The following is a 23,212-nucleotide window of genomic DNA, read 5'->3' as shown; positions in this document are numbered from 1 at the left end:
CTAATAACTATTTATTATTCTCTCAGCTCTTTTGACAACTTGATTCTTCATCAATAGATTGGCGATTTTTCGATTTACCCAATCATAAGGGAAAGGAAGCGGTCTATAAAAATCAATAAATAAAATTACCCTTGCCTGATCTGTTTTATTATAAGCGGCGTGCAAAAACATATCATCAAAAACAACGCTTTCCCCTGGTTTCCAATAATATAAAATACCGTTAACTTCTAAATAACATAACTTCTCTTTAGGGATAATAATGCCTAAATGATAACGCAAAAAGCCTTTCATATAACCATAATGCGGCTCAATACTGGACTGAGGCCCCAGCTGGGAAAAGAAAACATTCACGGCGTTTGGCATGTTCTTTAATAGCTCTGCTGTTTGGGGGAAATATTCCACATTCTTGCTAACCATTTTGCTATCTAATTTTAAAAAAACAGTGGTCCAATCTGCCTCCTTGTTGTTTTCAGCATGAAAGTCATTCCAAGGTAAAGTACTGGCCCTATTACCTCCATATAGCCCCAATTGCATTAAACTAGGACATGGTAAGCTAAGCTGTAAATAGCGCAAATATTCATCATGAATAATCGAATAATTTTCCTCAAGAATTTTTGCCTGCGGGAAATGAGTTTGTACATCAGGATAAGGGGTATCTTGAAACACACCCTTCTTTCCTAAACAGTGCAAAAATTTATTGTAAGCGTTTAGAATGCTAATCCCTATCATGGTAAATTCTCACATTCGTTCGATTAACCTTAATCCCTCTTCATAACCTAATTGAAGTAATCGTTGTTCTTGTTCCCTACTTAAATAATAGATACTAAAATTGCTTAAATCAGGATTTATTAAACAATTTGCATATTCGCTGTTTTGTTTTTCCTTGAGTGATGAACCTAATAAAAAAGCTTTAATAAAACTATCCCAGATTATCGGGTAATTTTTTGTACTTTTTCCAAACCGAGCCATTAAAAACTGAATGAGATTAATTTTTTGAGGGAGTTGATAGAGGGTATTATCGGTACCGCTGGTAGAAAGACTAGAAGCGATAATTCTATTTTGATTGCCAATGCGATTTCGCATCACATCGATGGGTAAATTGTTAATTAACCCACCATCGTAATGCAATTGACCATTAAGAATAAATGGCGGTAATACCCCAGGAATCGAGTTACTCGCCATAATTAAAGGAGCAAGTTCTCCCTGATAATGAACAGACTCGCAGCATAAAGATAAATTAGCTGTTACACAGAAAAAGGGCCGCCATAAATCCTCTATCCTTATGTCATGAAATATAGCCTGCAATGAGGCCATTGCATTAGACGGTTTAAATAATGACACTAAAGGCCAAGTTAAGTTTGTTAGCTTAGTAATACGGTAAAATGCACGCGTAATCTGCTTTAATTTATCAACAATCTGTTTAATCTCCGGATCGATTAAATAACACGCACCAATAATTGCGCCTGCGCTAACACCACCAATGCCATCAATTTCAATTTCCTTCTCAGTTAATGCTTTAATTAACCCTACATGAAACCACCCTTTTGCCCCACCACCCCCTAATACAAGCACCGTAGCAGTGCCATTCATAAAGCGTAATAACCGCTGATAGTCCGCATCTCGATTTTGTTTAATTTGATAATGAAAGGAAAAAGAAGCCTTTTCAAGCCATGTTCCTGTATTAATAGGTCTTTCAATTTGATCAGGGTGTAATAAAATTAGTTCGGATTTCACATAAATTTCACTTTTTTTATTGTTAATTACTTCAAGAATTTTAGAATCTATACTTGCGGCCATTTGATTGTCAGCTAACAAGTAAATTGTTTTTATTTTATTTAAATGGATTAGCTCCGATAAAATCTCAGCTGAAGTGATCACTAAAATTACTCGATTCTTGTGCTCATCTAAACTCGCGATCTCTTTCTTGATTGCTTCCAGGTCATTGCTTTCAAAAAAGAATATATTGGGATATTTCATTAAATTATTTTTTAACCTCACGCAAAATTGCTGAATAAAAATGTAAGGATTTACAGGAATGAGAATATGCCATTGCTGAGCAGATTCATCAGCAATGTGGTTCATGGTGCGTTGAGAACGCTTGATGACAATTTTAGTAGTCTCTTGCAATATAACTGGATTGTTACTGCATAAGGCATTAAACTGCTCAGCCGGTAGTCGAGCCAGCTCTGAGGGTGCTGTTGCTTTCACAGTAAGCATACGCGGTTCACCCGAAAGCACTCCCGCTTCACCTACAATCTGTCCCTGCTCAATACTACCGATAATTTCTGGCTGATTATTTTTATTCATAAAATAGCTAGAAACATTGCCAGTCACGACAAGATAGATGTAATCCGGTTTATCTCCCCTTGAGAAAAGAATTTCTCCTGCCTTTAAATGAATGAATTCGAATTTACTGACAAGATCTTGCAATTCATTTTCTTGTAGACAGGAAAACACAGCCGATTTTCTTAGGGTGTCAATAAACTCTATCATTATAAATCATGAAGTTAACAAAGGTGATCTTCCTTTTAATAAAGCAAACATTTCCCATAAAAGCAAAGTGATTGATGCAAATACCAGGCCTATAGAGAGTCTATTTCATTTTTTAAATAGCAATTGAAGGTAAGACAACTGAATGAAAGGAAGTCTATTCTATCGATTGGGACAATTTACGCAGGCTTATCATAGGCTTGAGCACCAATTTCAGGGATATTGCCCATTATTTTAGTGGGTAAAAATAGGTAACTCCCAGCTACTGCTGCATAGGGGCAGGTAAATCAATGTAGATTTTTTGAGTTTTAGCTGGAATAAAACCTTATCTGACTCATACCAACACTACCGAGCATGATGAGAACTATGCGCAATAACACAAGTTTTTTATTAGAGTGCATATTTAAAATCCTGCGCTAACAGTTAAAGCTTTGCAACAGGTACATGATAGATATTTTCAGATTTAATAGCCTCTGCAAACTTTTCACCTTGGCTAATATGCCACACAAGAGTCGCAATTCCTTTTGTCTCCAGTGCTTCACTCACTGTTTCCTTACTCTCTTGATTTAGTTTTTCCAATTGCTCGTGGGGAATACTGCGATCACTTAGCATGTATTTAATATCCCATGGATGAAAATAGAGTTGCTCAGGATTTAAGGAATTTTTTTTAAGCTTCTCTATTACTGTTAAGATAAGAGATTCTTTTGGTTGTTTGTGTACATAAGATAAATATAGCGGAATGCCTGCAAGGGAAGTTAAATTATTTTCTTCATCAGTCGTGAAAGGAATATTTTCCTTTTGTAGCTCCTGCTTTAAGTGCGCCATGTCAATAGGATTTGTCTCACTTACAAAAATAACATCACGATGCATTGCAACTTCATTTAATCTGCTTATAAAGCTAGATGATGAGGGATTCATAGCATTCCAAGCTGCATAGAATTGCTCCTTGCTCAAAGCAACACCCGTATTTTCTTCAATTCTTTTCAGTATATCGATTAGGAAGGCTTCTTCTGATATTTGCCCTGTTTTAAATTGTTTAAGTAAATCACCCATCGCTTTACTCTGTAAAATCTTATCCAATACAGGCATTTTAGCTTGAGGGTTGACTGGATCTATAAATGATGCAAACTGACTAACAGTAGCAAGCTGATTTTGTGTGACTACATCACCTAGGCTTAGTATTACAGTCATAAAGATACCTCTTGTTTTTTATTTAACATTAAACAGTTAAAGCAACATTGCTAGAAATCTCACTAATTTTTAGGCTGAACATTTGCAGAATTGCTAACTCATACCCATTCATGCCCTTGGCTAAAAATGTTAAATTGCTATTGAAGCCCTAAATTCTACTTCCTCCTTCATAACTTTTCCAGGGCTAGTGAGGTTAATGCAGCATAGGGAAGTATATTCCAGAAAATATCGTCTTAATTGAGTTAAGAATATTCCAATCTTATTTCTAGCAGGGTTAATAAATCCTCGAAACGGTTGCAGCTGTTTCTGTTCAAGCGCTTTTCTAAATCCAATATCTTTCTGTTAGTTGCGCTATCCGGTCAGCCTGCTCTTAGGTATGCCGTGGTTATTTTTGTGGATGTTTTATCTCTAGGGCTGGATAAAATTTTACTTAATCTATAGGCCAATAACCGTCTTTAAATGGTAATAATTTCTTGAATTTCCGGCATATAATATTCAGCTTGTCCTGATTTAATGGTTAAATTTTCTAAGGGTTTATAGATACTTTTAGCATGCGTATGCCCACAAAAAACCGCGAAATGAATTTGTTGATTCTCATGTGCTAATTCAAGTAAAACATTCCCTGTTGCTTGCGATGCATAATAAGGCAAAAAATCCTGCGTTCCCTCCTTACCTCGATAAAAGCAATTTTCCTTAAAGGGAGGTACATGCGTAATGATTAAGATTTGTTTCGCTCCCAAATCCGCAGCTTCCTGTAATTTATTTTTTAATTGCTGGGCATCGGTATCTGCCAATTCCCTCATTTGCTCTAACAGTTGCTTTTTTCCCATCCCTTGTTGTAAAAATAAATCGATAATAAGGCGACTATCATTCACAGCAACAGGGCTTTTGTAGTAGTTACCATAGCGACCATCCGCCCATCCATCCTGTCCCACTAAAAAAACGTTTTTTTTCAACGCAATGGGTTTTGTCGCAGGAAGCCAATAAAGCAGTGGTTCACCATGGGTTAACTGCGTCATCTCTTCTCTCACTTCTTGCACATAACCAAAATAATAATCGTGATTACCGAGTACAAAATAGATGGGTCTACTCACTTCTTTTCCCATCTCGATTAATACCTCTTTAACGGAGGGAGCTTCAGCAATATCCCCACTAATCATGAGCAAATCTGCTTTGGTGATTGCAATAAATTCGTAGAATCTTTTTCGCGAATTGCGATCTAAAAAATTTAAATGGATATCCGTAAGCCAGGCTATTTTCATAAGAATCTCTTAGTTTTTCAATTTAAGTCTAGCAAATAAATGGATTATTTTTAGGAGAATTTTATGCTGAAAATAATTTATAAAAATAAGTAAAATTTTCTGAAAATCTTTTTTGAAAAATTTGAGATACAACTCCGCCTAAAACGCTTAGAATAAGCTATAATTCTGAACTACAAGTCGCGGATTCAATTGAATTTACATCGATGAGCATCTTAGTGTGGTGCTGTCCGGTGTGAGCAAGTAGCATTTTTCCTTCAACAATCACTTTCTTACCCAATAAATCCTGTTGCTCATTATATTGCTCGGGTTTAAGGATTAATTGAAAACGAGAAGTTAGCTCTCCAATGCGATTGAGTGCCTTAGTTTCAGTATTATAACTTTCGCCACAATAGGATTTTTCAGTAGAAAGAACCCAATAAGTTTCCAATGGATCCCTGCCTTTTGGATCGGTGTCATCCAACATTTTCGAGGTGGTCTCACTGATCAATTTACCCATGAGCTGAATTTGGCTTCCCTCCACGATGCATCCTTCAGTTTGTGGCTGAGTACTTGAGTCTGCTAAAAGTGAAGTGCTGATAATTATTGCCATAAAGCCCACGATAAACTTCATTGCTCCTCCATTGGTTTATTTTATATACCCAATGATATGGGTATAGTAAACATTTCTAAAGAACTCCAGGACTAATTATGATGCACTATTTCGCTATCCTCAGTATGAACTTTGGGCTCCCTAATAAAATACATGATTAAGATAGAAAACAAGATAGAAAAAGGAAGGACCCACAAATGGGTAAAAAACTGTTTCGACTGAGCTGTGATAAATAAATAAGGAATAAATAGCATCAACGTATTAAATAAAAAAACCAGGGTATTTAACACGCTTATGGCTACACCGCGCGTTTGGTTACCTGAAATTTCACTCACGACAGTATAAAAAAGCATTGAACCAGATAATAAAAAGCCAGTAAAAAAAGACGTGATTTCAGTAAAAACTAAGGTATTCACGTTTAAGTGGGGAAGGTATAAATCTAACAATAATACCATCGTCCCAAGCACTAAAGAGACGTGAATCACCATCATTCTCGATTTTACTCGATTGGAAAACCATCCCCATAATGGCGTGCCAACCCCAATACCCGTAAATATCATGCCACTCGTTATCGCTGCATCCAACTTGCTCACTGAGTAAAATGACTGCACGCTCATGTACCAAAAACTGGCATACGCAAGCAGGACACCAAATGAGGCAGCTGCGGCAATTGAACACAGCACGATTTGCTTATTCTTTAAAGTTAAATTTAAGGATTCCCTCAATGAAAGCGATTGATTGCTTACCTGGCGTGAAGGACTCTTCACAAAAAATAAAACTAAAAACAATAAAATAAAACCACTGATAGCAAGCCCCCTGTAAATAAAATTCCATGAATGGTCCCTTAAAGTAATAATAAAATAATAATGAAGTATCCCTGCAAAAATGCAGGCGAGTGCTTGTGTCAAACCAAATAAAATGGGGAAATCTTTTTCCCTAAACCATTGGGCTATCAGCACAGCCGCAGCAACAAAAGAAAAAGAAGCCCCCATCCCTTGTAAAAAATTCGACAAGGTGAAGAGAAAAAGATTCGTCGTGACTGAGGTAAGACTATTTCCTATTGCCAACAAAAATACACCAAAACTGACCACGTACTTAGCATTGAATTTATCTAAGAAATAGCCTGCAGGAATTTGCAGGCTTGCAAAACCTAAAATAAATGCGCCTGTAGCGATCGATGCTTGAATGTCACTTACCCCAAGCGTCAGTTTAATCGCGCTTGAAAACACAGCTGCTGCTGTATTTAGACAGAATGCATAAACAACAAATAGCGTGATAATTAACCAAATAAGATATTTATGTAATCCCTTGTCCAAATAAAAATTCCCTATAAAGGATACGTTGGTTTATAACGCGCTGAGTGATTTAACTCCCATCAAGCCATTTATAGTCAACGATACATTGACAGTGATGGATTTATTTTTAAAAACGCAAAGACATGGGTATTGCGTTCAGGTGACAATACATTGGATTTATATTAAAACAGATAATGCACTAAGACAATTGGGAAGAAACCTTAAGCATTTAGCATTTTTAGCCCAATGATTAGCATCATGAAAGCAAATAGGCGTTGTAATAAAAGAGTGGGTAATTTTGTGGCCAATCTAACCCCTAAAGGTGCACTGAAAAGTCCTGCTAGAGTAATCGCTAATAAAGCAGGCCAATGTAGATAACCAATAGTTGCTGAAGAATTCGGCATTTTTATACTACCCAGTACGATGTAAATAGCAGAGCCTGCTAATGCAATGGGTAAGCCGATTAGAGTAGAAGTTCCGACGGCATAGCGCATCGGGTAATTTAATTTACGCAGAAAAGGAACCATTAAAATCCCTCCTGCCGAACCCACAAAGCTTGCAATAAAACCAATCCCCAAACCAACACATCGCAATTTAACACTCGTTGCATCACTAGAAGGCATCGTTTCGGATATTTCATGGTGTGATTTTTTAAATAATAAAAGGTAACCGGCAAGACTCATAAGAAACACTGAAAAAATAATTTTTAATAAATAGCCGTTTATAAACGCAGCAATAAGTGCTCCGATTGCCGAACCCAAAGTACTAAATCCAACGATAAGACGAAATAACTTCCAGTCAATATTATTATGATGGTAATGATGGATTAAAGCCGTTAGAGAGTTAATAGCAATAGCTGTCATCGCTGTTGCAATCGCCATATGAAAAGCAATATCAGGTGGAAAATGATAATACGGCAGGATAAAGGTAAGTGTAGGAACAATAATAATACCAGTACCTATGCCAACCATGCCTTGCAGCAATGCTCCAATGCAGCCTGCTAAAAAACAAATGCCGAATAGAGAGAACATAACCATCAGTCCATAATAAGTGGATATTGTTGCACAATCATTTTTTCTTGCTCTGTAAATGACTCGAATAATGTATTCACAATTTCGTTAAAACTTGCAATGGCCAACGGCTCAATGTCATGTGAGCGTAAATTATCGAGTGCATTTGTTTCACGATAAGCACTGATAACTGCATAATTGACTACTCCACCCTTCTCACGAATTTTATGTGCCGCGTCAATTAACGTTTCTCCTGTTGAAGTCATGTCATCAATCAACACAATGGGCTTTTGACTCGTGCCGAAAATTGACTCTTGCGTCCCATGTCCCATAGCTTTTTTCTGTATAATTACATAATTTTTTTTAAATAAAACGCTCATTGCACCAACAATTATCGGACTCATAATGGAGTCCACAATACCCAAACAATAATCGGAACTTTTGCTCTGTATGAGTTCAAAATAGAGTTTTGCAATCACAGTGAGATAATCCGTGTTCGTCAAAAACTGACGATGGTTTAAATACACATGACTTTTCTTACCTGAGTGTAAGGTCATCGGGCTTTCTTTTATCATGAAAGCTTTGGTTTGATAAATACCCTCGATATATCGCTTGGTTAAGCTTGCAATCGTAGTCATAATCCCCTCCCCAAATAAAATGTCGATAATTCCAGAATATAACGCTATTATAAAACAAGGTATTTTTGTAAAAAAATGATATTTTGTCGTCAAAACCGACAACAGAGAATGGCTATGAATAATCAAGTGCTTCCCGGTCTTATATCATTGGGGTTATCCGAAAAAGAAGCTCTATTGTATATGGCAGCTCTAAGGATGGGACCCACGACAGCGCAAAATTTATCACTCGAAAGTGGGCTTAAACGGGCAACGGTTTACGGCTTGATTGAAACACTGATAACTAAAGGATTGATGCATGTTGAAATTAAAGGGGTAAGAAAGTTATATGTAGCTGAGTCGCCCGAGAAACTCGCCTTATTACTGGAAAATCAAAAACAAACCTTAAACGCTATCATGCCTGCCCTGGTTCAAGATTATTTACGTTGCTCACCTACCGTAAATACCATCAAAACATATCAAGGTTTATCCGGGATAAAATTGCTTTACGACAATATCTTAATCACTCTAAAGCGGGGCGATGAATATCTTGTGATTTCCGATCAGGATAAATGGTATGAACTTGACCCCGAATACTTCAAAGAGTTCATGCAAAAACGCTCTTTACTGGTGCCAAACATCAAATTGATTTTGCAAGATAACAATAAAAGCCATTCGCATTATTGCACACAGTCAAAAATTGTCTGCGAGAATAGTATCAAATTACTTCCTGCTCATATGCGACTTAATATTAACATGGTAATCTACGGTCATTATGTCATTTTAGTTCAAATCGTTGAGCCATTTCTCGCAATATTCATAGAAAATCCTCATGTGGCGGAAATGCATCGTTCTTTATTCAACACGATATGGGAGTTAGTGTAATTCACAGCAGTTTTAATATGCTCTGTTCGTGAAAAAAAACATCATTCGACCTAACCGGTGAACGTGGTGTTATCTATCCGGGGGTCAGCGCATCGCCATCGCACGGGCTATTTAAAAAATGCACCCATCATTATTCTAGATGTAGCAACATCTAGCTTGGATACAGTCACAGAACAGCAAATTCAACAATCCATTAATACGATTTTGGAGAAAAACGGGACGACAGTCATTGCTATTGCCCATCGACTTTCAACAATTCGCTATATGGATCGAATTGTGGTTATGGATAATGGAAAAATCCTCGAGGAAGGTCATTTTGATAAACTGATGAATAAACCAAAAAGCTATTTCAAAACAATGTGGAATGCCCAAGTAAATGGGATGGTTTTATAAGCTGAGTTTAACAGACAGTACTGTAGGCACTTGTTCAAAAAACAATATTTTGTTTAGCGGTTCACTTTAAGTTCATTACAGTGCGGATGCAGCAAAGAAAATATATCCTGAGCGAAAGCGAAGGAGTTCCCGACTCTTGGCAATACCCTCCTTCAGGAGATTCCTCACTTCGTTCGGGACGACAATACCGTTAAGCGAAAGCGAAGGACCTCCCAACTCTTGGCAGTGCCCTCCTTCAGGAGATCCCTCACTTCGTTCGGGACGACAATACCCCTGTCATCCTGAGCAAAAGTGAAGGACTTCCGAACCGCTGTCGAATTTTGTATCAAAAACCTAGCGCTGCATTATGAAGAGAATTTTCAGTTCAATTGCGCTTTGAGGCTTTAATCATTTATTCTTATTGCTTAGGATGAATGGGATGCTGGGCGCTTTTATTAGTAGTAAGCAATTGACTTCATCCTCTTAATACCCTAGATTCATAACCCTTAATTCTTTTCGGAAGAAGTAATGGACTATCATTATTTTAAAGATATTGTTAATAACCTATATGGGCGTTATGTGGGTTATGATAAGCGCCCCACTTTTTTCAATATTGAACACACTTTCCCTGCCCTAAATGAGGTAACAAAGCAGTTTTCAGTGATAAAAAAAGAATTTGAAAATGTGTTAACCCACTCGCAGCAATTACCCCGATACCATGATATTGATCCGGGGGAAGCCGACATATCCGATGCAACTCAAAAAAATTGGAATGTGTTTATGCTTTACCTTTTGGGGTATGAATTGGAAAAAGCGCAAACTTTATGTCCAACCCTTTGTCGTTTAGTAAAAACGGTCCCCCATTTAATTCAAGCCTTTTTTTCTATCCTAGAGCCAGGAAAATCCATACCACTCCATAAAGGCCCTTATATCGGTTATTTACGGTATCATTTAGGCATTCATATACCACAAAATAATCCCCCTCAAATCATTGTCAACAATCAGCCTTATACGTGGCGCGAAGGGGAAGCCGTTTTATTTGATGACTCCTGGCCCCATGAAGTAAAAAATGAAAGCGATGATTATCGAGCGGTACTCATTATTGATGTTTTAAGACCCATGCCCTTTTTTCCTCATTTAGTAAATCAATTTGTTACCAACGTCATTGGACGTTTTTTTTATGGGCGTAAAGTCGTTAAGCGGGCTTTACAATATGATGAGGAAATTAAACCGTTAGCTCAATGATCGAAGTTCTTCAGGAAGCTCTAGATGGCAGCAAAAAATACACTTCACCCAACCGAATTTGAAGCGGTTGAATTGACCAATGGCCTTCATCCGCGGATTTTTATCCGCCCTATCTATTTTGAGCTTGGGTTTAGTTCTTCGCCTCATATTTATGGTAGAAATGCCGTACTTAAACGCTTGCTTCAAGCTATCGAATTACTTCCTCAAGAATTCGGCTTTCTCGTCTGGGACGTGTATCGCCCGAGAGCTACTCAAGCAGCGCTTTTTGAATGGATGCGTAAAGAAATTCAGAGTAAATTTCCCCATCTCACTGAGCAGGAAAATTTTGAAGAAACGAAAAAATACGTCACCTTACCAGCAAAAATAGGTGATAACTACTGCTCTCCTCATCTCAGTGGGGGGGCTATCGATTTAACCCTATTTGAAATAGCCAGTGGCAAAGAACTCGAGATGGGCACTCCCTTTGACGATTGCACTGAGAAAGCACATCGAGATTATTTTGAGCAATTAACAGAGCTTACTTTGGAAGAAAAAAATATCAAGCAAAGAAGACAACTCCTACGTGCTGTCCTCGAAAAAGTTGGCTTTACTACTTACGAATACGAATGGTGGCATTTTGACTTTGGTGATTTGTTCTGGAGCCAGATCCACAATTGCTCTGAATTATTTGGCCCCTTATTTGGCGATAAAGAATGGCCAAATTCTAACCTTGAATAAAACAGGGTACCGCCTCTAATGGCATTAAAAAGTTCCTTTTATGCGCTAAATGCAAGCTGCTATCCTGATTGGAGGTATGGATCTCGCCCATAAAGCGCGAGAAGCAGCCAAAAAGAGAACTATTTACGTTCAAAAGGGAGAGGCGTTTGCCCTATTCAATTAAAGCTAAAAATAGCATTTTAAACTAGCTTGGGTATATACTGCAGCCCAAACTTATTGTGCTTTCTAATCCTATGCTCAGTTATCAACACGGATACCACGCGGGTAGTTTTGCCGACGTCATTAAACATTTAACGCTTACGCGCGTCTTGGTTTACATGACCAGCAAAGAGAAGCCCCTTTTTTACCTTGAAACGCATTCGGGTCGAGGCATGTATGATTTGAAAAATAGCCAAGCGATGAAAACAGGTGAAAATCTTCAAGGGATTAGCCTGCTTTGGTTACAAAAAGCTAAATTGCCGGCTGTTTTTTCTCAATACCTTCATGTCATTCACCATGTCAATGAATCAGAAGAATTGCGTTTTTACCCCGGCTCACCTAGCTTAGCTATTGATCTGCTGCGTCCACAAGACCGCTTATATTGCTGTGAGCTGCATCCACGCGAATTTGAAAGTTTGCAAAAACTACCGCACGGTGGAAAAAAAGTTTTTTTTAGTCATAGCGATGGAATAGCCAATCTTAATGCCTTGCTTCCGCCAACTGAGCGCCGCGGCCTTATTTTTATTGATCCTTCTTATGAGATAAAAACGGATTATAAAGAAGTGCCCAAAGCGATTAAATCAGCTTATCATCGTTTTGCTACAGGGGTTTTTTGCCTTTGGTATCCCATTATTGATAACCGGCTTCACGAGCAGTTATTGCGGGCAATGGCAAGCATTAACGCGCAAAGCGCGTTACGCATTGAATTTAATTTAACACAGTCCATTCAAACTGGAATGACTGGCTGTGGCTTATGGATTATTAATCCTCCTTATGTTCTTGCTGAAGAAATGAGAACAGCGCTAAAGCACTTGAGCACCCTTTTTAATCCCGGTGTTTCTTCCTTTATTGTAGAGACCCTTTAGCATAAACTTTAGAAAGGAGAAAGCGCTGAGAAAAGGAATGTAAATGAAAGTAATACCGGTTTCAGCATTGAGCGATAACTACATCTGGCTTATTGAAGGGATGAACAAACAGCAAGTCATTTGTGTGGATCCAGGCGATGCGAGCCCTGTCTTAGAAGTTTTAAAGGAGAAAAACTTAACGCTTGAAGCCATTTTGCTCACTCATCATCACTTTGATCACATTGGCGGAACAGCCGGCTTGCTTAAAGCATATCCCCATCTATCGGTATATGGTCCTAAAGACATGCGTATCCCGTATGTGACACATACTCTGCAGGGTGGAGACATTTTAGCGCTGGATTCATATCAATTTACCATTTTATCTACACCTGGACACACGTCCACTCATATTTGCTTTTATGAGCCACAGCAAAAATGGCTATTCTGCGGTGATACTTTATTTTCAGCAGGCTGTGGACGCGTATTTGACGGTAGCATCGAAGCATTGCATGATTCGTTACAAATGCTTAAAACATTACCCGATGACACCCAAGTCTATTGTGCCCATGAATACACGCAACAAAATCTTCGTTTCGCTGCCACAGTCGAACCTAATAATCCAGCAATTTATCATCACTTGCAAAAATTACTGAATCAAGTCCCCCCCTGCTCCCTGCCCTCAACGATTACTCTTGAAAAGCAAATTAATCCTTTTTTTAGAATTCAAGTAGCAGCGGTCAAGGAATATGCAAAGCTGAAGGGTTGTCAGGAACAGGATTCTTTATCTGTTTTTCGGCAAATCCGAGCAGAAAAAGATAAGTTCTGATACACTGACACACAACAATTTTCCTCCTGAATGCAATGTGTCACCCTGAGGTCAGCCAAGGAGATCCTCAACGCTACGAGGCTTGCGATATGCAGTTGTCTTGAAAAATAAAAGGTTTATTGCTTTATTATTATCGAGTACACTGTTCCCCAAATAATAAAAATAAGGGTTTCGCATTGAAGTTTTCCTCCTTAGCTTTTATTAGTTTTTTTCTTCTGTTTTGCAGCTTATCTATTTTTCCTCATGCGCTTTATTCACGCCCAGCACCCAATGTTTGGGATGTCCTACGCAGCCAATTCACTCTTAACCATGAGGTTAATCAACCTGATGTGCAATCCCAAATCCAATGGTTGATTACTCATCCCAGCTATTTACAAAAATTAGCACAGGCTGAGCCCTATATTTATCATATCGTTACTGAAGTAAAGAAAAGAAGACTACCTGGCGAACTGGCACTGTTGCCCATGATCGAAAGCGCTTATGATCCTTTTGCTTATTCTGGAGTAGGTGCTGCGGGGCTGTGGCAACTTATGCCTGGAACAGGAAATGATTTGGGTTTAAAACAAGATTGGTGGTTTGACGCCAGGCGCAGTATCCGCTCTTCCACTGACGGTGCACTGAATTACTTAACCCATTTATGCCGATATTTTAATGGCAATTGGCTCCTCGCCATCGCTGCTTACGATTCGGGCGAAGGGACCGTCTCTCGCGCCATCAAAAATAGTGGCCAATCATCGCGCCATATCAGTTTTTGGTCTTTACCCGTACCCAGTGAAACCAAAGCGTATGTTCCTCGCTTACTTGCTTTAGCTGAAGTTATTAAATACCCGCAAAAATACCGGGTGACACTCCCCGATATACCTCATGTGCCTTATTTTGAAGAAGTCAATATAGGCAGCCAAATTGATCTTAATCACGCAGCGAAATTGGCTGGCATTTCTTATAGGGATCTCATTAAACTCAATCCGGGCTATAATCGCTGGGCAACCGCACCCTACAAACCCTTTAAATTACTTATTCCTGCAGACAAGGTAGTGCATTTTAATCGCAATCTCGCTACTGTTCCTGTCGATAAACGAGTCAGCTGGACACGCCACCAAGTGCACAGCGGCGATACATTAGGCTCGATCGCTCAAAGGTATTTTACAACAGTAAAACTCATTCGCGAGCTTAACCAATTGAAGTCGGATAAATTAAAGCTGGGGCAATCTATCTTGATTCCAAGCAGCAAAAATGCGCCTGTTGCTGCAATCCCTAAAACCACGCCCCCTGTAGAAATCGACAAACCACCGACCACACAGACTTATAAAGTGATCCATATTGTACAACCAGGCGATACTTATCAAACATTGGAAAAGAAATACAATGTAACCTCAATCGATATCCAAAATTGGAACCAAACTAATGCTGCATCAGGTTTGAAAATCGGTTCACAATTAATCATCTGGAAGCGCGTTGTGCAATATGGAGTATACACCGTAAAAACAGGAGACAGCTTAAGTAGCATCGCTAAACGTAATAACACCAGTGTCCAAACACTGAGTCAGCTCAATCCGAATATCGATACAAGTCGATTAAAACCGGGACAAAAATTAGTGCTTGGCTAGGATTTTTATATGTTATTGCTTTAAGAATTATCTTGCCTATCCGCTACCTTCATTGGCAAAGTAAAGTAGAATAACGAACCTTTACCCGGCTCACTGTCTACTTCTATTTCCCCGCTTAATAAACCGACATAATTTTGGGCGACATGCAATCCAAGCCCATGCGTACCTTGTTCGGCCTGATAAGTAGGATCAACACAAAAGAAGCGCTCAAAAATTTGAATATGCAACTCTTCCGGAATACCGATTCCAGTATCTTCTACGCTAAATTGTAATCGTACGTACTCTTTGTCATCCACAATGACTTTTATTTTGAGCGTGATAGTCCCTTTTTCAGTGAATTTAATCGCATTATCAAGAAGATTGAATAAAATTCGGTGGAGTTTCGCTCTATCTGTGATTAATTTTTTGGGTATTGTTTCGTCCAGATCAAGGATTAGCTCAAGGCCTTTCAGCTTTATGGCGGGTAAAAGAAGATGAACGATGCTCTGAACCGATTGACGCAATTCCACTATTTCTTCGTTCACCTCCATTTCAATGAGCTCTTTGGATATCACTTGCACTACCCTATTTAATAAACTTAACAGTTGCTCCCCACTTTCCTTAATCCAACGTGCATATTGCTTTTCTTCAGTGGCATGAATTTTTTCTTCCAAAATTTTGGATAACCCCACTATTCCATTCAATGGCGTATGAATATCATGACTCATGTTCGCAATAAATTCCGTTTTCGCGTGGTTTGCCACTTCAGCTGACTCTTTCGCTCGGCGCAAAGCCGCTTCCATTTTTTTACGCTCAGTAATATCAATTGAAATTCCTAAGACACCGATAATACGATTGTTTTTGTCGCGAAGCGGGGTTTTTTGTGAAAAATAGATAGCCAATCCATTTGCCATTACCGCGTACTCTTCCGCTGCATGAGGCACCCCCGTTTCCATCACGAGAGTATTCAGCCTATTTAATTCATCAGCCTGATCTTTCCACGGCATATCGTAATTGGTTTTTCCAACGATCTCTTTTCTAGATTCCAATTTAGCATTCTTCGCTTGCAAGTCATTACAGCCAAGAAAAACATTGTTCCTATCTAACCAGTAGACGTGGCCGGGCATTATGGCAAGAATATTTTCATAATAATCCTGAACCTCGGTGAGTTCATTTTTAAATTGCAACTTTTCTTGCTCCAAAGCGGCTTTTAAACGAGCAATTTCTTCGTCTTTTTCATCGATAATATTTAGAAGCTCTTCCTTTCCCTCAAAAGTCATGATTCACCTTTCTAAGCTATACCAACTTATTATGAGGATAAGTTCGTTATTAAATTCTTTTATTCTTCATTATGATAACACGTTAAAGACATGGAGTTTAATCACCTAAATATCAAATTAATCGATTTTCTGCTAAATTATTAGTCTAGTTCATAAGTAATAGCTCATAAAAGATGGTGAAGTTAATATTTCCTTAATTTATTTAATAGTAAAATGGGAGTCTTAGAATTTCTGGGCGATTTTCGAAAAAAAAATCATGAATCCATGCTAAAATAAACAATGCGATTCTTTATAATTTTTGGAAAATCGGGAAATAAATTGCAATTAATTATATTGAATTTTAAAGATTTTTTTATAAATATTTAAAAGTTTTATTCTGAGGAAAACAAATGCCTCGAGTTCATGGCCCTAAAGATGGGCATATTCTTACTGCCAAATTTAATGGAAAAGATGCGCAAAATTTAAAAGGTATACATGGTATCCAAAGCTTGGTGCTCTTGAGCATACGAGGTAAGGAGCATTGTGCCGGGGAGTATTTAGGCGCGATCATTGAACGTGCACTCGCAGGTCCTACTAAACCTGATCCTTTAAGTGCTGACAAGCTCTACAACGCAAAGACTAAAAAACGTCAAAGCAAATCTGACGAGGAGTCAGAAAAAGACAATGCGTCTGAAATGGATACTCAAAGTAAAGAATTTACTACTTTCCTCGTGGCAGATAAAGTCAGTTGGCACAATCTAAAACCCATGACAGCGGATTTAGCCGCTGACGAGAAAGCAGAACTTGAAAGGCAAGCTCTCGCTCTTGGAGACGATTACCTTCAAGAAAATCTAACGCAATTTTTATTGCCATTCCATTTATCAATTCATGAATTTGAGCGTTTATATGAGCTGGTTAGAAATACTCCTGGCGAAGAAGCAAATAATGTTTTAAATAAGCTTAATTTAACCACAGAACAATTTACTGCACTACGCCAAGCAATAAAACCTGAGTACAGCCCTATCGACGCCAAAATTGCTGTAATCAATCAATTGGCCATTGAGAAAGGCAAGCATTTTAAAATCGTGCGATGGGAAGAATGGATCAATAGCGATCCTGATTTTGTAGAAAACCAACAAGAACTCATAGAGTGTTACAAGCAAGATGCATTAAAGAGTAAGATTGAGGAAGATGCACAGGATTTTGCAAAACGCCACAAAAAGGAAGGTGGCTTTGATCTTTGGCTTCATCGTTCACGCGGCTATCTTACCGAAGAAAGTCCTGCAGTGATTTGGCTTAGTGCGAAAAAAGGAATAAATTGCATTATTTATCCCGGTGAAAAATTGGCTTGCTTTCAGGCAACCGCCGATTTTTTTATCACTCATCCCAGTGATCCTGCGAAACCATTACAAATACAGGTGGATAAACCAGAATTACTGGTGAATTGGCTAGATGCTTACTTTACTCGGTCTTATTCTCGAGAACAACTCAAACAACGCTTTGATATGCTGATGGGCGACTCCGATCCAACGTCCATTGATTCGCCTATCGAATCAGAAGAACAAGCCACTTCGTTTTCTGTTAAAAGGTCTTACCATTCTTTTTTTTCACCTGACGAAAAGCGAAAATTCCAATCCCTATCCAAACATAAGCCTACAGGTATTCTACCCGATATCGTTATTAGGCCACTTAGCAACGGGGGAATGGAAGCCGAAGACGCGCAAATGAGCGCCGTAAAAAAAGAAGTGGAGATCTTGCTAGCCAAAATAATGTCCTTAAGAGAACCTGAGATGCAAAAGCAAGCTTTCAATCTTGTGGAAACCGCTTTGGAAAAAGCGGCTTTTCAACTTGAAAATAACCCTGATAGCCCTGAAATTTCAGATGCCACGCATTTTAGTCATAAAGTTTAAGGCTTGTAAGTGAGTTAGAAATCGTGTGATATACTTAAAGAAATATTAAAAAATGAATTAGGGCTATGAAATTATTCTTTGATTTTTTTCCGATTTTTATTTTTTTCTTAAGTTATAAATTGTTTGGAATTTATAACGCCACTGCTATTGCTATGGCCGCATCCCTTTTTCAAGTGGTGTTTTATCGGTTTAAACATCAGCGCTATGAAAAGATGCATCTCATTAGCTTTGGGTTAATTTTTGTATTAGGTGGAGCCACTTTATTTTTTCATAACCCTTGGTTTATTAAATGGAAACCCACCGGAATCTATTGGCTTACTTCATTGGTATTTCTCATTTCGCCTTTGATCAGTAAAAAACCGCTGATCCAAAAGATGATGGAAGGAAACATTAGCTTACCGCAGAAGGTGTGGTACCGATTAAATTTTGCTTGGGCTATATTTTTTGTTTTAATGGGTAGTGTTAACCTGTATGTTGCTTATTATTACAGTACCGACATCTGGGTTAATTTCAAATTATTTGGTGGTGCTGGCTTTACATTAGTATTTGTTTTTATTCAAGCAATATACTTAACCAGGCACCTCATTGAAAGAGACATCGAAAGTCAACCCTCTAGCGATTCACGTTAGAATCGTTTAACCATTAGGAGCAGGAATGCGATTGCTACTAGTTGAAGATGATGAATTACTGGGTGATGCAGTGAAAGCAGGCCTCACTCAATTTGGCTATGTCGTTGACTGGCTAAAGGATGGCGAAGCAGCAAGAGCTGCAGTAAAATCTGAATCTTTCGAACTTATTATTCTTGATCTGGGGCTACCTAAACTCTCAGGCTTAGGTTTTCTTCAGGCCATCCGTCATGATGGAAATGCAACGCCAGTCATTATTCTCACTGCCCGTGAAACCGTCGAAGATCGGATTAAGGGACTCGATAGTGGCGCTGATGATTACATGACTAAACCTTTTGATTTAAACGAATTAAGTGCTCGAGTTCGAGCACTTGTTAGACGCTCACAAGGACGCGCTGATTCTGTCTTACAATATCGAAACATTACATTAGATCCTGCTGCACATTCAGTCTACGTCGATGATGTCATGATCAATGTACCGCGACGTGAGTTTGCTTTATTACAAAAATTGCTGGAAAACAGCGGCCAAGTCTTATCACGTGAACAGCTTATGCAAAGTATTTATGGTTGGGATGAAGATGTAGATTCTAATGCCCTAGAGGTTCATATTCATAACTTGCGGAAAAAACTCAATGCCAATTTTATTCGCACTATTCGAGGTGTGGGGTACATGGCAGAAAAAAACGAGAGTAATTAAGTACCGTGAGATCTTCAATTCGGAAATTTTTGCTATTTAATCTATTATTAGCAATTACAATCACAACGACCCTTACTGCTATCGGTAATTATTATCTCGACCAAAAGGATATTCAAGAGCACTTGGATACTTTGATGGCCATCTCAGCTCTCTCCTATCAAGCGTTATTAGGCGATGATCTTCATCAGCGTCCACTGAACAAAATTCAGGATGCCTTAGAACTCATTCCACAAAAAATTGATAATTATTACCAGCGTCGATTTTTGAACGAACTACCTCCCAAAAACTACATGGAGAAATTTAATTTTCAGGTGTGGACTAATGGAGGAAAGCTTCTACTGCATTCACCTACTGCGCCTAAAATTCCTTTGGCAGCTGAAATCGATGGTTTCAGTGATAGAATGCTCGGCAACCAAAAATGGCGAGTTTTCACTGCCTACAATGAAAAAGCTGGTGTACGCACCGTTTTAGCTGAGCGCTACGATACTCGCAACGAATTAGGTCATCGCATTGCTCAAGACGATCTTTATATCATGCTGCTGACCTTCCCTTTATCGGGTTTGCTGATCTGGATTATTATTGGTCGAGGATTAGACAGCTTGGACCGGGTTGCTCAAGAAGTGGCTAATCGAGCACCGACTCACTTAGAGCCTGTGGATTTGCAGGAAGTTCCGGAAGAAATTAAGCCTGTAATTGATGAGCTCAATAAATTATTTTATCGTCTCCAAGAAGGCTTTGAGCGCGAAAAACGTTTTGCCGCTGACGCAGCACATGAGTTACGGACCCCTCTTGCAGCACTAAAAGCGCAAGCTCAGGTTGCATTGAATACCAATGACATTGAGGAAAAAAATTCAGCGTTGCAAAAATTAATTGCTAGCGTAAACCGCAGCACCCACATAGTGCAACAACTGCTTACAATGAGTAAATTAGTTCCTGAAGCAGCGAGTATTAATGATATTGATGACGTCAATTTAGTCAAAATCACACGTGAAGTACTCGCCATGCTAGCGCCAAACGCGGTAGAGAAACAAATCGAACTTGAATTTGAGCACGACGAAAATCTACCGGGATTTGCCGGAAATCCAACTGCCATAGGTATTCTTGTGCGTAATCTCGTTGATAACGCAATACGCTATTGCAAAGACAATGGCAAAGTGTCTGTTCGTGTCCATGCCAAAAAGTCAGAGTTAATTCTCGAAGTTTGCGATAATGGTCCAGGAATACCCAGTGAATTACAAGCTCGGGTATTTGAACGATTCTTCCGCGTTTTAGGAAATAAGAGCCCAGGTAGCGGATTAGGTCTGGCGATTGTAAGACAAATTACCGACTTGCATGGTGGCAGAGTAGAGCTAGACTCCCCTACTGTTGGAACAGGATTAATTGTTCGTGTGTATTTTCCAATACAACAAGCGTCTGGTGGGTGACTCATAGACATAGCCCTAGAAATTGTGGCATAAATGCTGACACTGCGTTTCATACAGGCTTGCTTGTTACCGGCTACTCAACAATTGCAATGCTTGTCTAATCAGCTGTTCGCACGTTTTACTGCCATCATCAATTTTATTAATCACTTTTATGGCTTCTTGCTGCTTATACCCTAACGCTTCCAAAGCACTAATGGCCTCATCTTGTTCACGCAGATTTATCACTGATTTAGTCATCGATTGACCTAAATCACTCGAACCAAACTGCTTAATGCTGTCTTTCATTTCGATCATCAAACGCTCGGCTGTTTTTTTACCAATCCCGGGCAATTTAGTCAAATACGAGGTGTTTTGATCATGAATACATTGAATAAAGTCAGGGGGAGTAATACCGGAAAGAATGGTGATTGCCATTTTAGGCCCAACCCCATTCACTTTGATTAAAGCACGAAATAAGGCGCGTTCAAGCTTATCTAAAAACCCATAAAGCAACAACGCATCTTCTCGCACAACGGTATGGATGTGTAATCCTACTCTACCTTGATGCGATTCGAGTTGAAAAAACGTTTGCAAGGATGTTTCAACATCATAACCCACGCCATTCACATCTATTACTAATTTCCCTAATTGATGTTTATCAACGATTTGCCCGCTTAACCAACCTATCATTTCTCACGACTCCTTATACCTTGCTGTCGGGCTTGTTGTAGGGCAGCTAAGCCATGGCGCATATGGCTGTGACATATGGCTATGGCTAAAGCGTCTGCTGCATCATTCTGTGGGGCACGATTGAGCATAAGAATATTGACAACCATATGCTTTACCTGAGTTTTCTGCGCTGCGCCATAGCCCACAACCGACTGCTTAATTTCACGCGCTGAATATTCGCTTACCTTAACTCGATGTGAAGCCGCGGCAACCATGGCAACACCTCTCGCATGCCCTAACTTCAGTGCCGAATTGGGGTTTTGGTGCATGAAGACCTGTTCTATTGCTACCTCATCGGGCGAATAATGATCCATTAACTGACAGATCCCATCGAAAATTTCCAATAGACGTTGGCTTAATAGGCCTTCGGAAGTGCGAATGCATCCACTATCAATATAATGGAGCTTTCGATTTTCTTCTTTGATAATGCCATAACCCGTTATGCGTGATCCTGGGTCAATCCCTAAAATGATACTCACTGATACATACCTTTTCGACAAACATGAAATCAAAGTAGGCTGGGCCAAGATCTACTATTAGACCAAGGCCTCCCACCTACTACTGTCTGCTAAGCATTCATTCAAAGATAGATTCTGGAAATTCTGCGTTACTGTGTACTTCTTGCACATCATCCAAATCTTCCAGCATGTCAATTAACTTTATTAAGCTTTCGGCAGATTCTTTATCCAAAGGCACCATTGTCTGAGCACGCATAGTGAGCTGTGATTGTTCAATTTCATACCCTGCCTGCTGAATAGCAGCCAATACTGTATGATAATTATCGGCGGCGGTAATAATTTCTATTTGTCCCTCTTCCGTAATCACGTCTTCCGCACCCGCTTCAATTGCAATTTCCATAACCTTTTCTTCAGGTTGATTAGGCGCTAAAAGGATTTCACCTTGTTTGTTAAATAGGTAAGCAACAGAACCATCTGTTCCTAAATTTCCACCGTGTTTTGTAAATGCATGGCGAACTTCTGAAACAGTGCGGTTTTTATTGTCGGATAAGCAATCAACCAGAATAGCAACACCCCCAGGACCATAGCCCTCATAGCGCATTTCCATCATACTTTCGCCTTCTAAACCACCCGCACCACGCTTGATTGCACCGTCAATAGTATCGCGTTTCATATTGGCTTTTAGGGCTTTACTCACCGCGTCACGTAATCTTGGATTGGATGATTCTTCAGCACCGCCCGCGCGTGCGGCAACCGTAATTTCTCGAATTAGCTTAGTGAAAATTTTACCCCGTTTAGCATCTTGTGCACCTTTGCGAAAACGAATATTAGCCCATTTACTATGTCCAGCCATGAATGTCTACCTCAGCGAAACGACCTTAAATGGGGTGATTATACATCGCCATTGTATTAAAAAGAACGCTGACTAGACTTATCGGTCTCGACTTTTTTAACTTTTTCAAGTTATTCTAGACAATTCCAAATAAGAATCACCGCTATTGAGGG

General features: G+C 39.1%; 23 protein-coding genes. 11 read left to right on the top strand and 12 right to left on the bottom strand.

Annotated elements, in window-relative coordinates; all coding sequences use genetic code 11:
* The 8 genes from B5D33_RS03540 to B5D33_RS03505 form a co-directional block, all read right to left on the bottom strand.
* The gene (locus tag B5D33_RS03540) at window positions 1-666 is read right to left on the bottom strand and encodes an aspartyl/asparaginyl beta-hydroxylase domain-containing protein (RefSeq protein ID WP_058453213.1); all 666 of its coding nucleotides are present in this window, start codon (window positions 664-666) and stop codon (window positions 1-3) included.
* Between the two features lie 72 nt (window positions 667-738).
* On the bottom strand, window positions 739-2,493 hold the full coding sequence (locus B5D33_RS03535; protein WP_058453214.1) for a patatin-like phospholipase family protein: 1,755 nt from the start codon (window positions 2,491-2,493) through the stop codon (window positions 739-741).
* Between the two features lie 420 nt (window positions 2,494-2,913).
* Entirely contained in the window at window positions 2,914-3,681 is a 768-nt protein-coding gene (locus B5D33_RS03530; RefSeq protein ID WP_058453215.1) for an HAD family hydrolase, read from the bottom strand.
* A gap of 455 nt (window positions 3,682-4,136) precedes the next feature.
* Complete coding sequence (locus tag B5D33_RS03525) at window positions 4,137-4,943, bottom strand: metallophosphoesterase family protein (protein WP_058453216.1); 807 nt, start codon at window positions 4,941-4,943, stop codon at window positions 4,137-4,139.
* A gap of 157 nt (window positions 4,944-5,100) precedes the next feature.
* A complete protein-coding gene (locus B5D33_RS03520; RefSeq protein ID WP_058453217.1) occupies window positions 5,101-5,553 on the bottom strand; it encodes a DUF4431 domain-containing protein in 453 nt (150 codons plus the stop codon).
* Window positions 5,554-5,624: 71 nt separating this feature from the next.
* Window positions 5,625-6,848: an MFS transporter gene (locus tag B5D33_RS03515; protein WP_058453218.1), complete on the bottom strand. Its 1,224-nt coding sequence runs from the start codon at window positions 6,846-6,848 to the stop codon at window positions 5,625-5,627.
* 200 nt (window positions 6,849-7,048) lie between these two features.
* Window positions 7,049-7,858 carry a sulfite exporter TauE/SafE family protein gene (locus B5D33_RS03510; RefSeq protein ID WP_058453219.1) on the bottom strand — a complete coding sequence of 270 codons (810 nt, stop codon included), beginning with the start codon at window positions 7,856-7,858 and terminating at the stop codon, window positions 7,049-7,051.
* A 5-nt stretch (window positions 7,859-7,863) separates the two neighbouring features.
* Window positions 7,864-8,475 (bottom strand): orotate phosphoribosyltransferase, encoded by a 612-nt coding sequence (locus B5D33_RS03505; RefSeq protein ID WP_058453220.1) that lies wholly within the window; start codon window positions 8,473-8,475, stop codon window positions 7,864-7,866.
* Between the two features lie 114 nt (window positions 8,476-8,589).
* Here B5D33_RS03505 and B5D33_RS03500 point away from each other — a divergent pair, with 114 nt between their 5' ends.
* From B5D33_RS03500 to B5D33_RS03470, 7 genes are all read left to right on the top strand, one after another.
* Entirely contained in the window at window positions 8,590-9,336 is a 747-nt protein-coding gene (locus B5D33_RS03500; RefSeq protein WP_058453221.1) for a TrmB family transcriptional regulator, read from the top strand.
* Between the two features lie 66 nt (window positions 9,337-9,402).
* Window positions 9,403-9,729, top strand: coding sequence for a hypothetical protein (locus tag B5D33_RS03495; protein WP_058453222.1), 327 nt, complete (start codon window positions 9,403-9,405; stop codon window positions 9,727-9,729).
* A gap of 507 nt (window positions 9,730-10,236) precedes the next feature.
* Entirely contained in the window at window positions 10,237-10,953 is a 717-nt protein-coding gene (locus B5D33_RS03490; protein WP_058453223.1) for an aspartyl/asparaginyl beta-hydroxylase domain-containing protein, read from the top strand.
* Window positions 10,954-10,977: 24 nt separating this feature from the next.
* Complete coding sequence (locus B5D33_RS03485) at window positions 10,978-11,670, top strand: M15 family metallopeptidase (RefSeq protein WP_058453224.1); 693 nt, start codon at window positions 10,978-10,980, stop codon at window positions 11,668-11,670.
* 233 nt (window positions 11,671-11,903) lie between these two features.
* Complete coding sequence (locus B5D33_RS03480) at window positions 11,904-12,734, top strand: 23S rRNA (adenine(2030)-N(6))-methyltransferase RlmJ (RefSeq protein WP_058453225.1); 831 nt, start codon at window positions 11,904-11,906, stop codon at window positions 12,732-12,734.
* 43 nt (window positions 12,735-12,777) lie between these two features.
* Complete coding sequence (gene gloB, locus B5D33_RS03475) at window positions 12,778-13,539, top strand: hydroxyacylglutathione hydrolase (protein ID WP_058453226.1); 762 nt, start codon at window positions 12,778-12,780, stop codon at window positions 13,537-13,539.
* Between the two features lie 176 nt (window positions 13,540-13,715).
* Window positions 13,716-15,146 (top strand): lytic transglycosylase, encoded by a 1,431-nt coding sequence (locus B5D33_RS03470; RefSeq protein WP_058453227.1) that lies wholly within the window; start codon window positions 13,716-13,718, stop codon window positions 15,144-15,146.
* 20 nt (window positions 15,147-15,166) lie between these two features.
* Here the strand turns inward: B5D33_RS03470 and B5D33_RS03465 are convergent, their stop codons facing one another.
* Complete coding sequence (locus B5D33_RS03465; protein ID WP_058453228.1) at window positions 15,167-16,405, bottom strand: PAS domain-containing sensor histidine kinase; 1,239 nt, start codon at window positions 16,403-16,405, stop codon at window positions 15,167-15,169.
* Between the two features lie 389 nt (window positions 16,406-16,794).
* On the opposite strand from B5D33_RS03465, the gene B5D33_RS03460 reads away from it, so the two are divergent.
* From B5D33_RS03460 to B5D33_RS03445, 4 genes are all read left to right on the top strand, one after another.
* Window positions 16,795-18,294 carry a hypothetical protein gene (locus tag B5D33_RS03460; protein ID WP_058453229.1) on the top strand — a complete coding sequence of 500 codons (1,500 nt, stop codon included), beginning with the start codon at window positions 16,795-16,797 and terminating at the stop codon, window positions 18,292-18,294.
* 65 nt (window positions 18,295-18,359) lie between these two features.
* On the top strand, window positions 18,360-18,923 hold the full coding sequence (locus B5D33_RS03455) for a septation protein A (RefSeq protein ID WP_058453230.1): 564 nt from the start codon (window positions 18,360-18,362) through the stop codon (window positions 18,921-18,923).
* Window positions 18,924-18,948: 25 nt separating this feature from the next.
* Window positions 18,949-19,617 carry a response regulator gene (locus B5D33_RS03450; RefSeq protein WP_058453231.1) on the top strand — a complete coding sequence of 223 codons (669 nt, stop codon included), beginning with the start codon at window positions 18,949-18,951 and terminating at the stop codon, window positions 19,615-19,617.
* 5 nt (window positions 19,618-19,622) lie between these two features.
* A complete protein-coding gene (locus B5D33_RS03445; protein WP_058453232.1) occupies window positions 19,623-21,041 on the top strand; it encodes an ATP-binding protein in 1,419 nt (472 codons plus the stop codon).
* Window positions 21,042-21,107: 66 nt separating this feature from the next.
* Here B5D33_RS03445 and ruvA read toward each other — a convergent pair whose 3' ends face one another.
* The 3 genes from ruvA to B5D33_RS03430 form a co-directional block, all read right to left on the bottom strand.
* Window positions 21,108-21,710 carry a Holliday junction branch migration protein RuvA gene (gene ruvA / locus B5D33_RS03440; protein WP_058453233.1) on the bottom strand — a complete coding sequence of 201 codons (603 nt, stop codon included), beginning with the start codon at window positions 21,708-21,710 and terminating at the stop codon, window positions 21,108-21,110.
* Window positions 21,707-22,228 carry a crossover junction endodeoxyribonuclease RuvC gene (gene ruvC, locus B5D33_RS03435; protein ID WP_058453234.1) on the bottom strand — a complete coding sequence of 174 codons (522 nt, stop codon included), beginning with the start codon at window positions 22,226-22,228 and terminating at the stop codon, window positions 21,707-21,709. Before ruvC ends, ruvA begins: the two co-directional genes overlap by 4 nt.
* 97 nt (window positions 22,229-22,325) lie before the next feature.
* The gene (locus B5D33_RS03430) at window positions 22,326-23,060 is read right to left on the bottom strand and encodes a YebC/PmpR family DNA-binding transcriptional regulator (protein ID WP_058453235.1); all 735 of its coding nucleotides are present in this window, start codon (window positions 23,058-23,060) and stop codon (window positions 22,326-22,328) included.
* Window positions 23,061-23,212 lie beyond the last annotated feature (152 nt).

Origin of the sequence: Legionella maceachernii, assembly GCF_900167045.1 — a bacterium.
GTDB lineage: Bacteria > Pseudomonadota > Gammaproteobacteria > Legionellales > Legionellaceae > Tatlockia > Tatlockia maceachernii.
The sequence above is the reverse complement of the archived record's forward strand: the minus strand, read 5'-3'. Positions and strand labels throughout refer to the sequence as shown.

Excerpts from the sequence above, each read along its gene's own strand:
- B5D33_RS03460 (WP_058453229.1), top strand. The coding sequence starts at position 16,795 with ATGCCTCGAGTTCATGGCCCTAAAGATGGGCATATTCTTACTGCCAAA.
- B5D33_RS03450 (WP_058453231.1), top strand. The coding sequence starts at position 18,949 with ATGCGATTGCTACTAGTTGAAGATGATGAATTACTGGGTGATGCAGTG.
- B5D33_RS03500 (WP_058453221.1), top strand. The coding sequence starts at position 8,590 with ATGAATAATCAAGTGCTTCCCGGTCTTATATCATTGGGGTTATCCGAA.
- B5D33_RS03465 (WP_058453228.1), bottom strand. The coding sequence starts at position 16,405 with ATGACTTTTGAGGGAAAGGAAGAGCTTCTAAATATTATCGATGAAAAA.
- B5D33_RS03535 (WP_058453214.1), bottom strand. The coding sequence starts at position 2,493 with ATGATAGAGTTTATTGACACCCTAAGAAAATCGGCTGTGTTTTCCTGT.
- B5D33_RS03525 (WP_058453216.1), bottom strand. The coding sequence starts at position 4,943 with ATGAAAATAGCCTGGCTTACGGATATCCATTTAAATTTTTTAGATCGC.
- B5D33_RS03490 (WP_058453223.1), top strand. The coding sequence starts at position 10,237 with ATGGACTATCATTATTTTAAAGATATTGTTAATAACCTATATGGGCGT.
- B5D33_RS03510 (WP_058453219.1), bottom strand. The coding sequence starts at position 7,858 with ATGTTCTCTCTATTCGGCATTTGTTTTTTAGCAGGCTGCATTGGAGCA.
- B5D33_RS03530 (WP_058453215.1), bottom strand. The coding sequence starts at position 3,681 with ATGACTGTAATACTAAGCCTAGGTGATGTAGTCACACAAAATCAGCTT.
- B5D33_RS03505 (WP_058453220.1), bottom strand. The coding sequence starts at position 8,475 with ATGACTACGATTGCAAGCTTAACCAAGCGATATATCGAGGGTATTTAT.
- ruvA (WP_058453233.1), bottom strand. The coding sequence starts at position 21,710 with ATGATAGGTTGGTTAAGCGGGCAAATCGTTGATAAACATCAATTAGGG.
- B5D33_RS03430 (WP_058453235.1), bottom strand. The coding sequence starts at position 23,060 with ATGGCTGGACATAGTAAATGGGCTAATATTCGTTTTCGCAAAGGTGCA.
- B5D33_RS03485 (WP_058453224.1), top strand. The coding sequence starts at position 10,978 with ATGGCAGCAAAAAATACACTTCACCCAACCGAATTTGAAGCGGTTGAA.
- B5D33_RS03520 (WP_058453217.1), bottom strand. The coding sequence starts at position 5,553 with ATGAAGTTTATCGTGGGCTTTATGGCAATAATTATCAGCACTTCACTT.
- B5D33_RS03480 (WP_058453225.1), top strand. The coding sequence starts at position 11,904 with ATGCTCAGTTATCAACACGGATACCACGCGGGTAGTTTTGCCGACGTC.
- gloB (WP_058453226.1), top strand. The coding sequence starts at position 12,778 with ATGAAAGTAATACCGGTTTCAGCATTGAGCGATAACTACATCTGGCTT.
- B5D33_RS03455 (WP_058453230.1), top strand. The coding sequence starts at position 18,360 with ATGAAATTATTCTTTGATTTTTTTCCGATTTTTATTTTTTTCTTAAGT.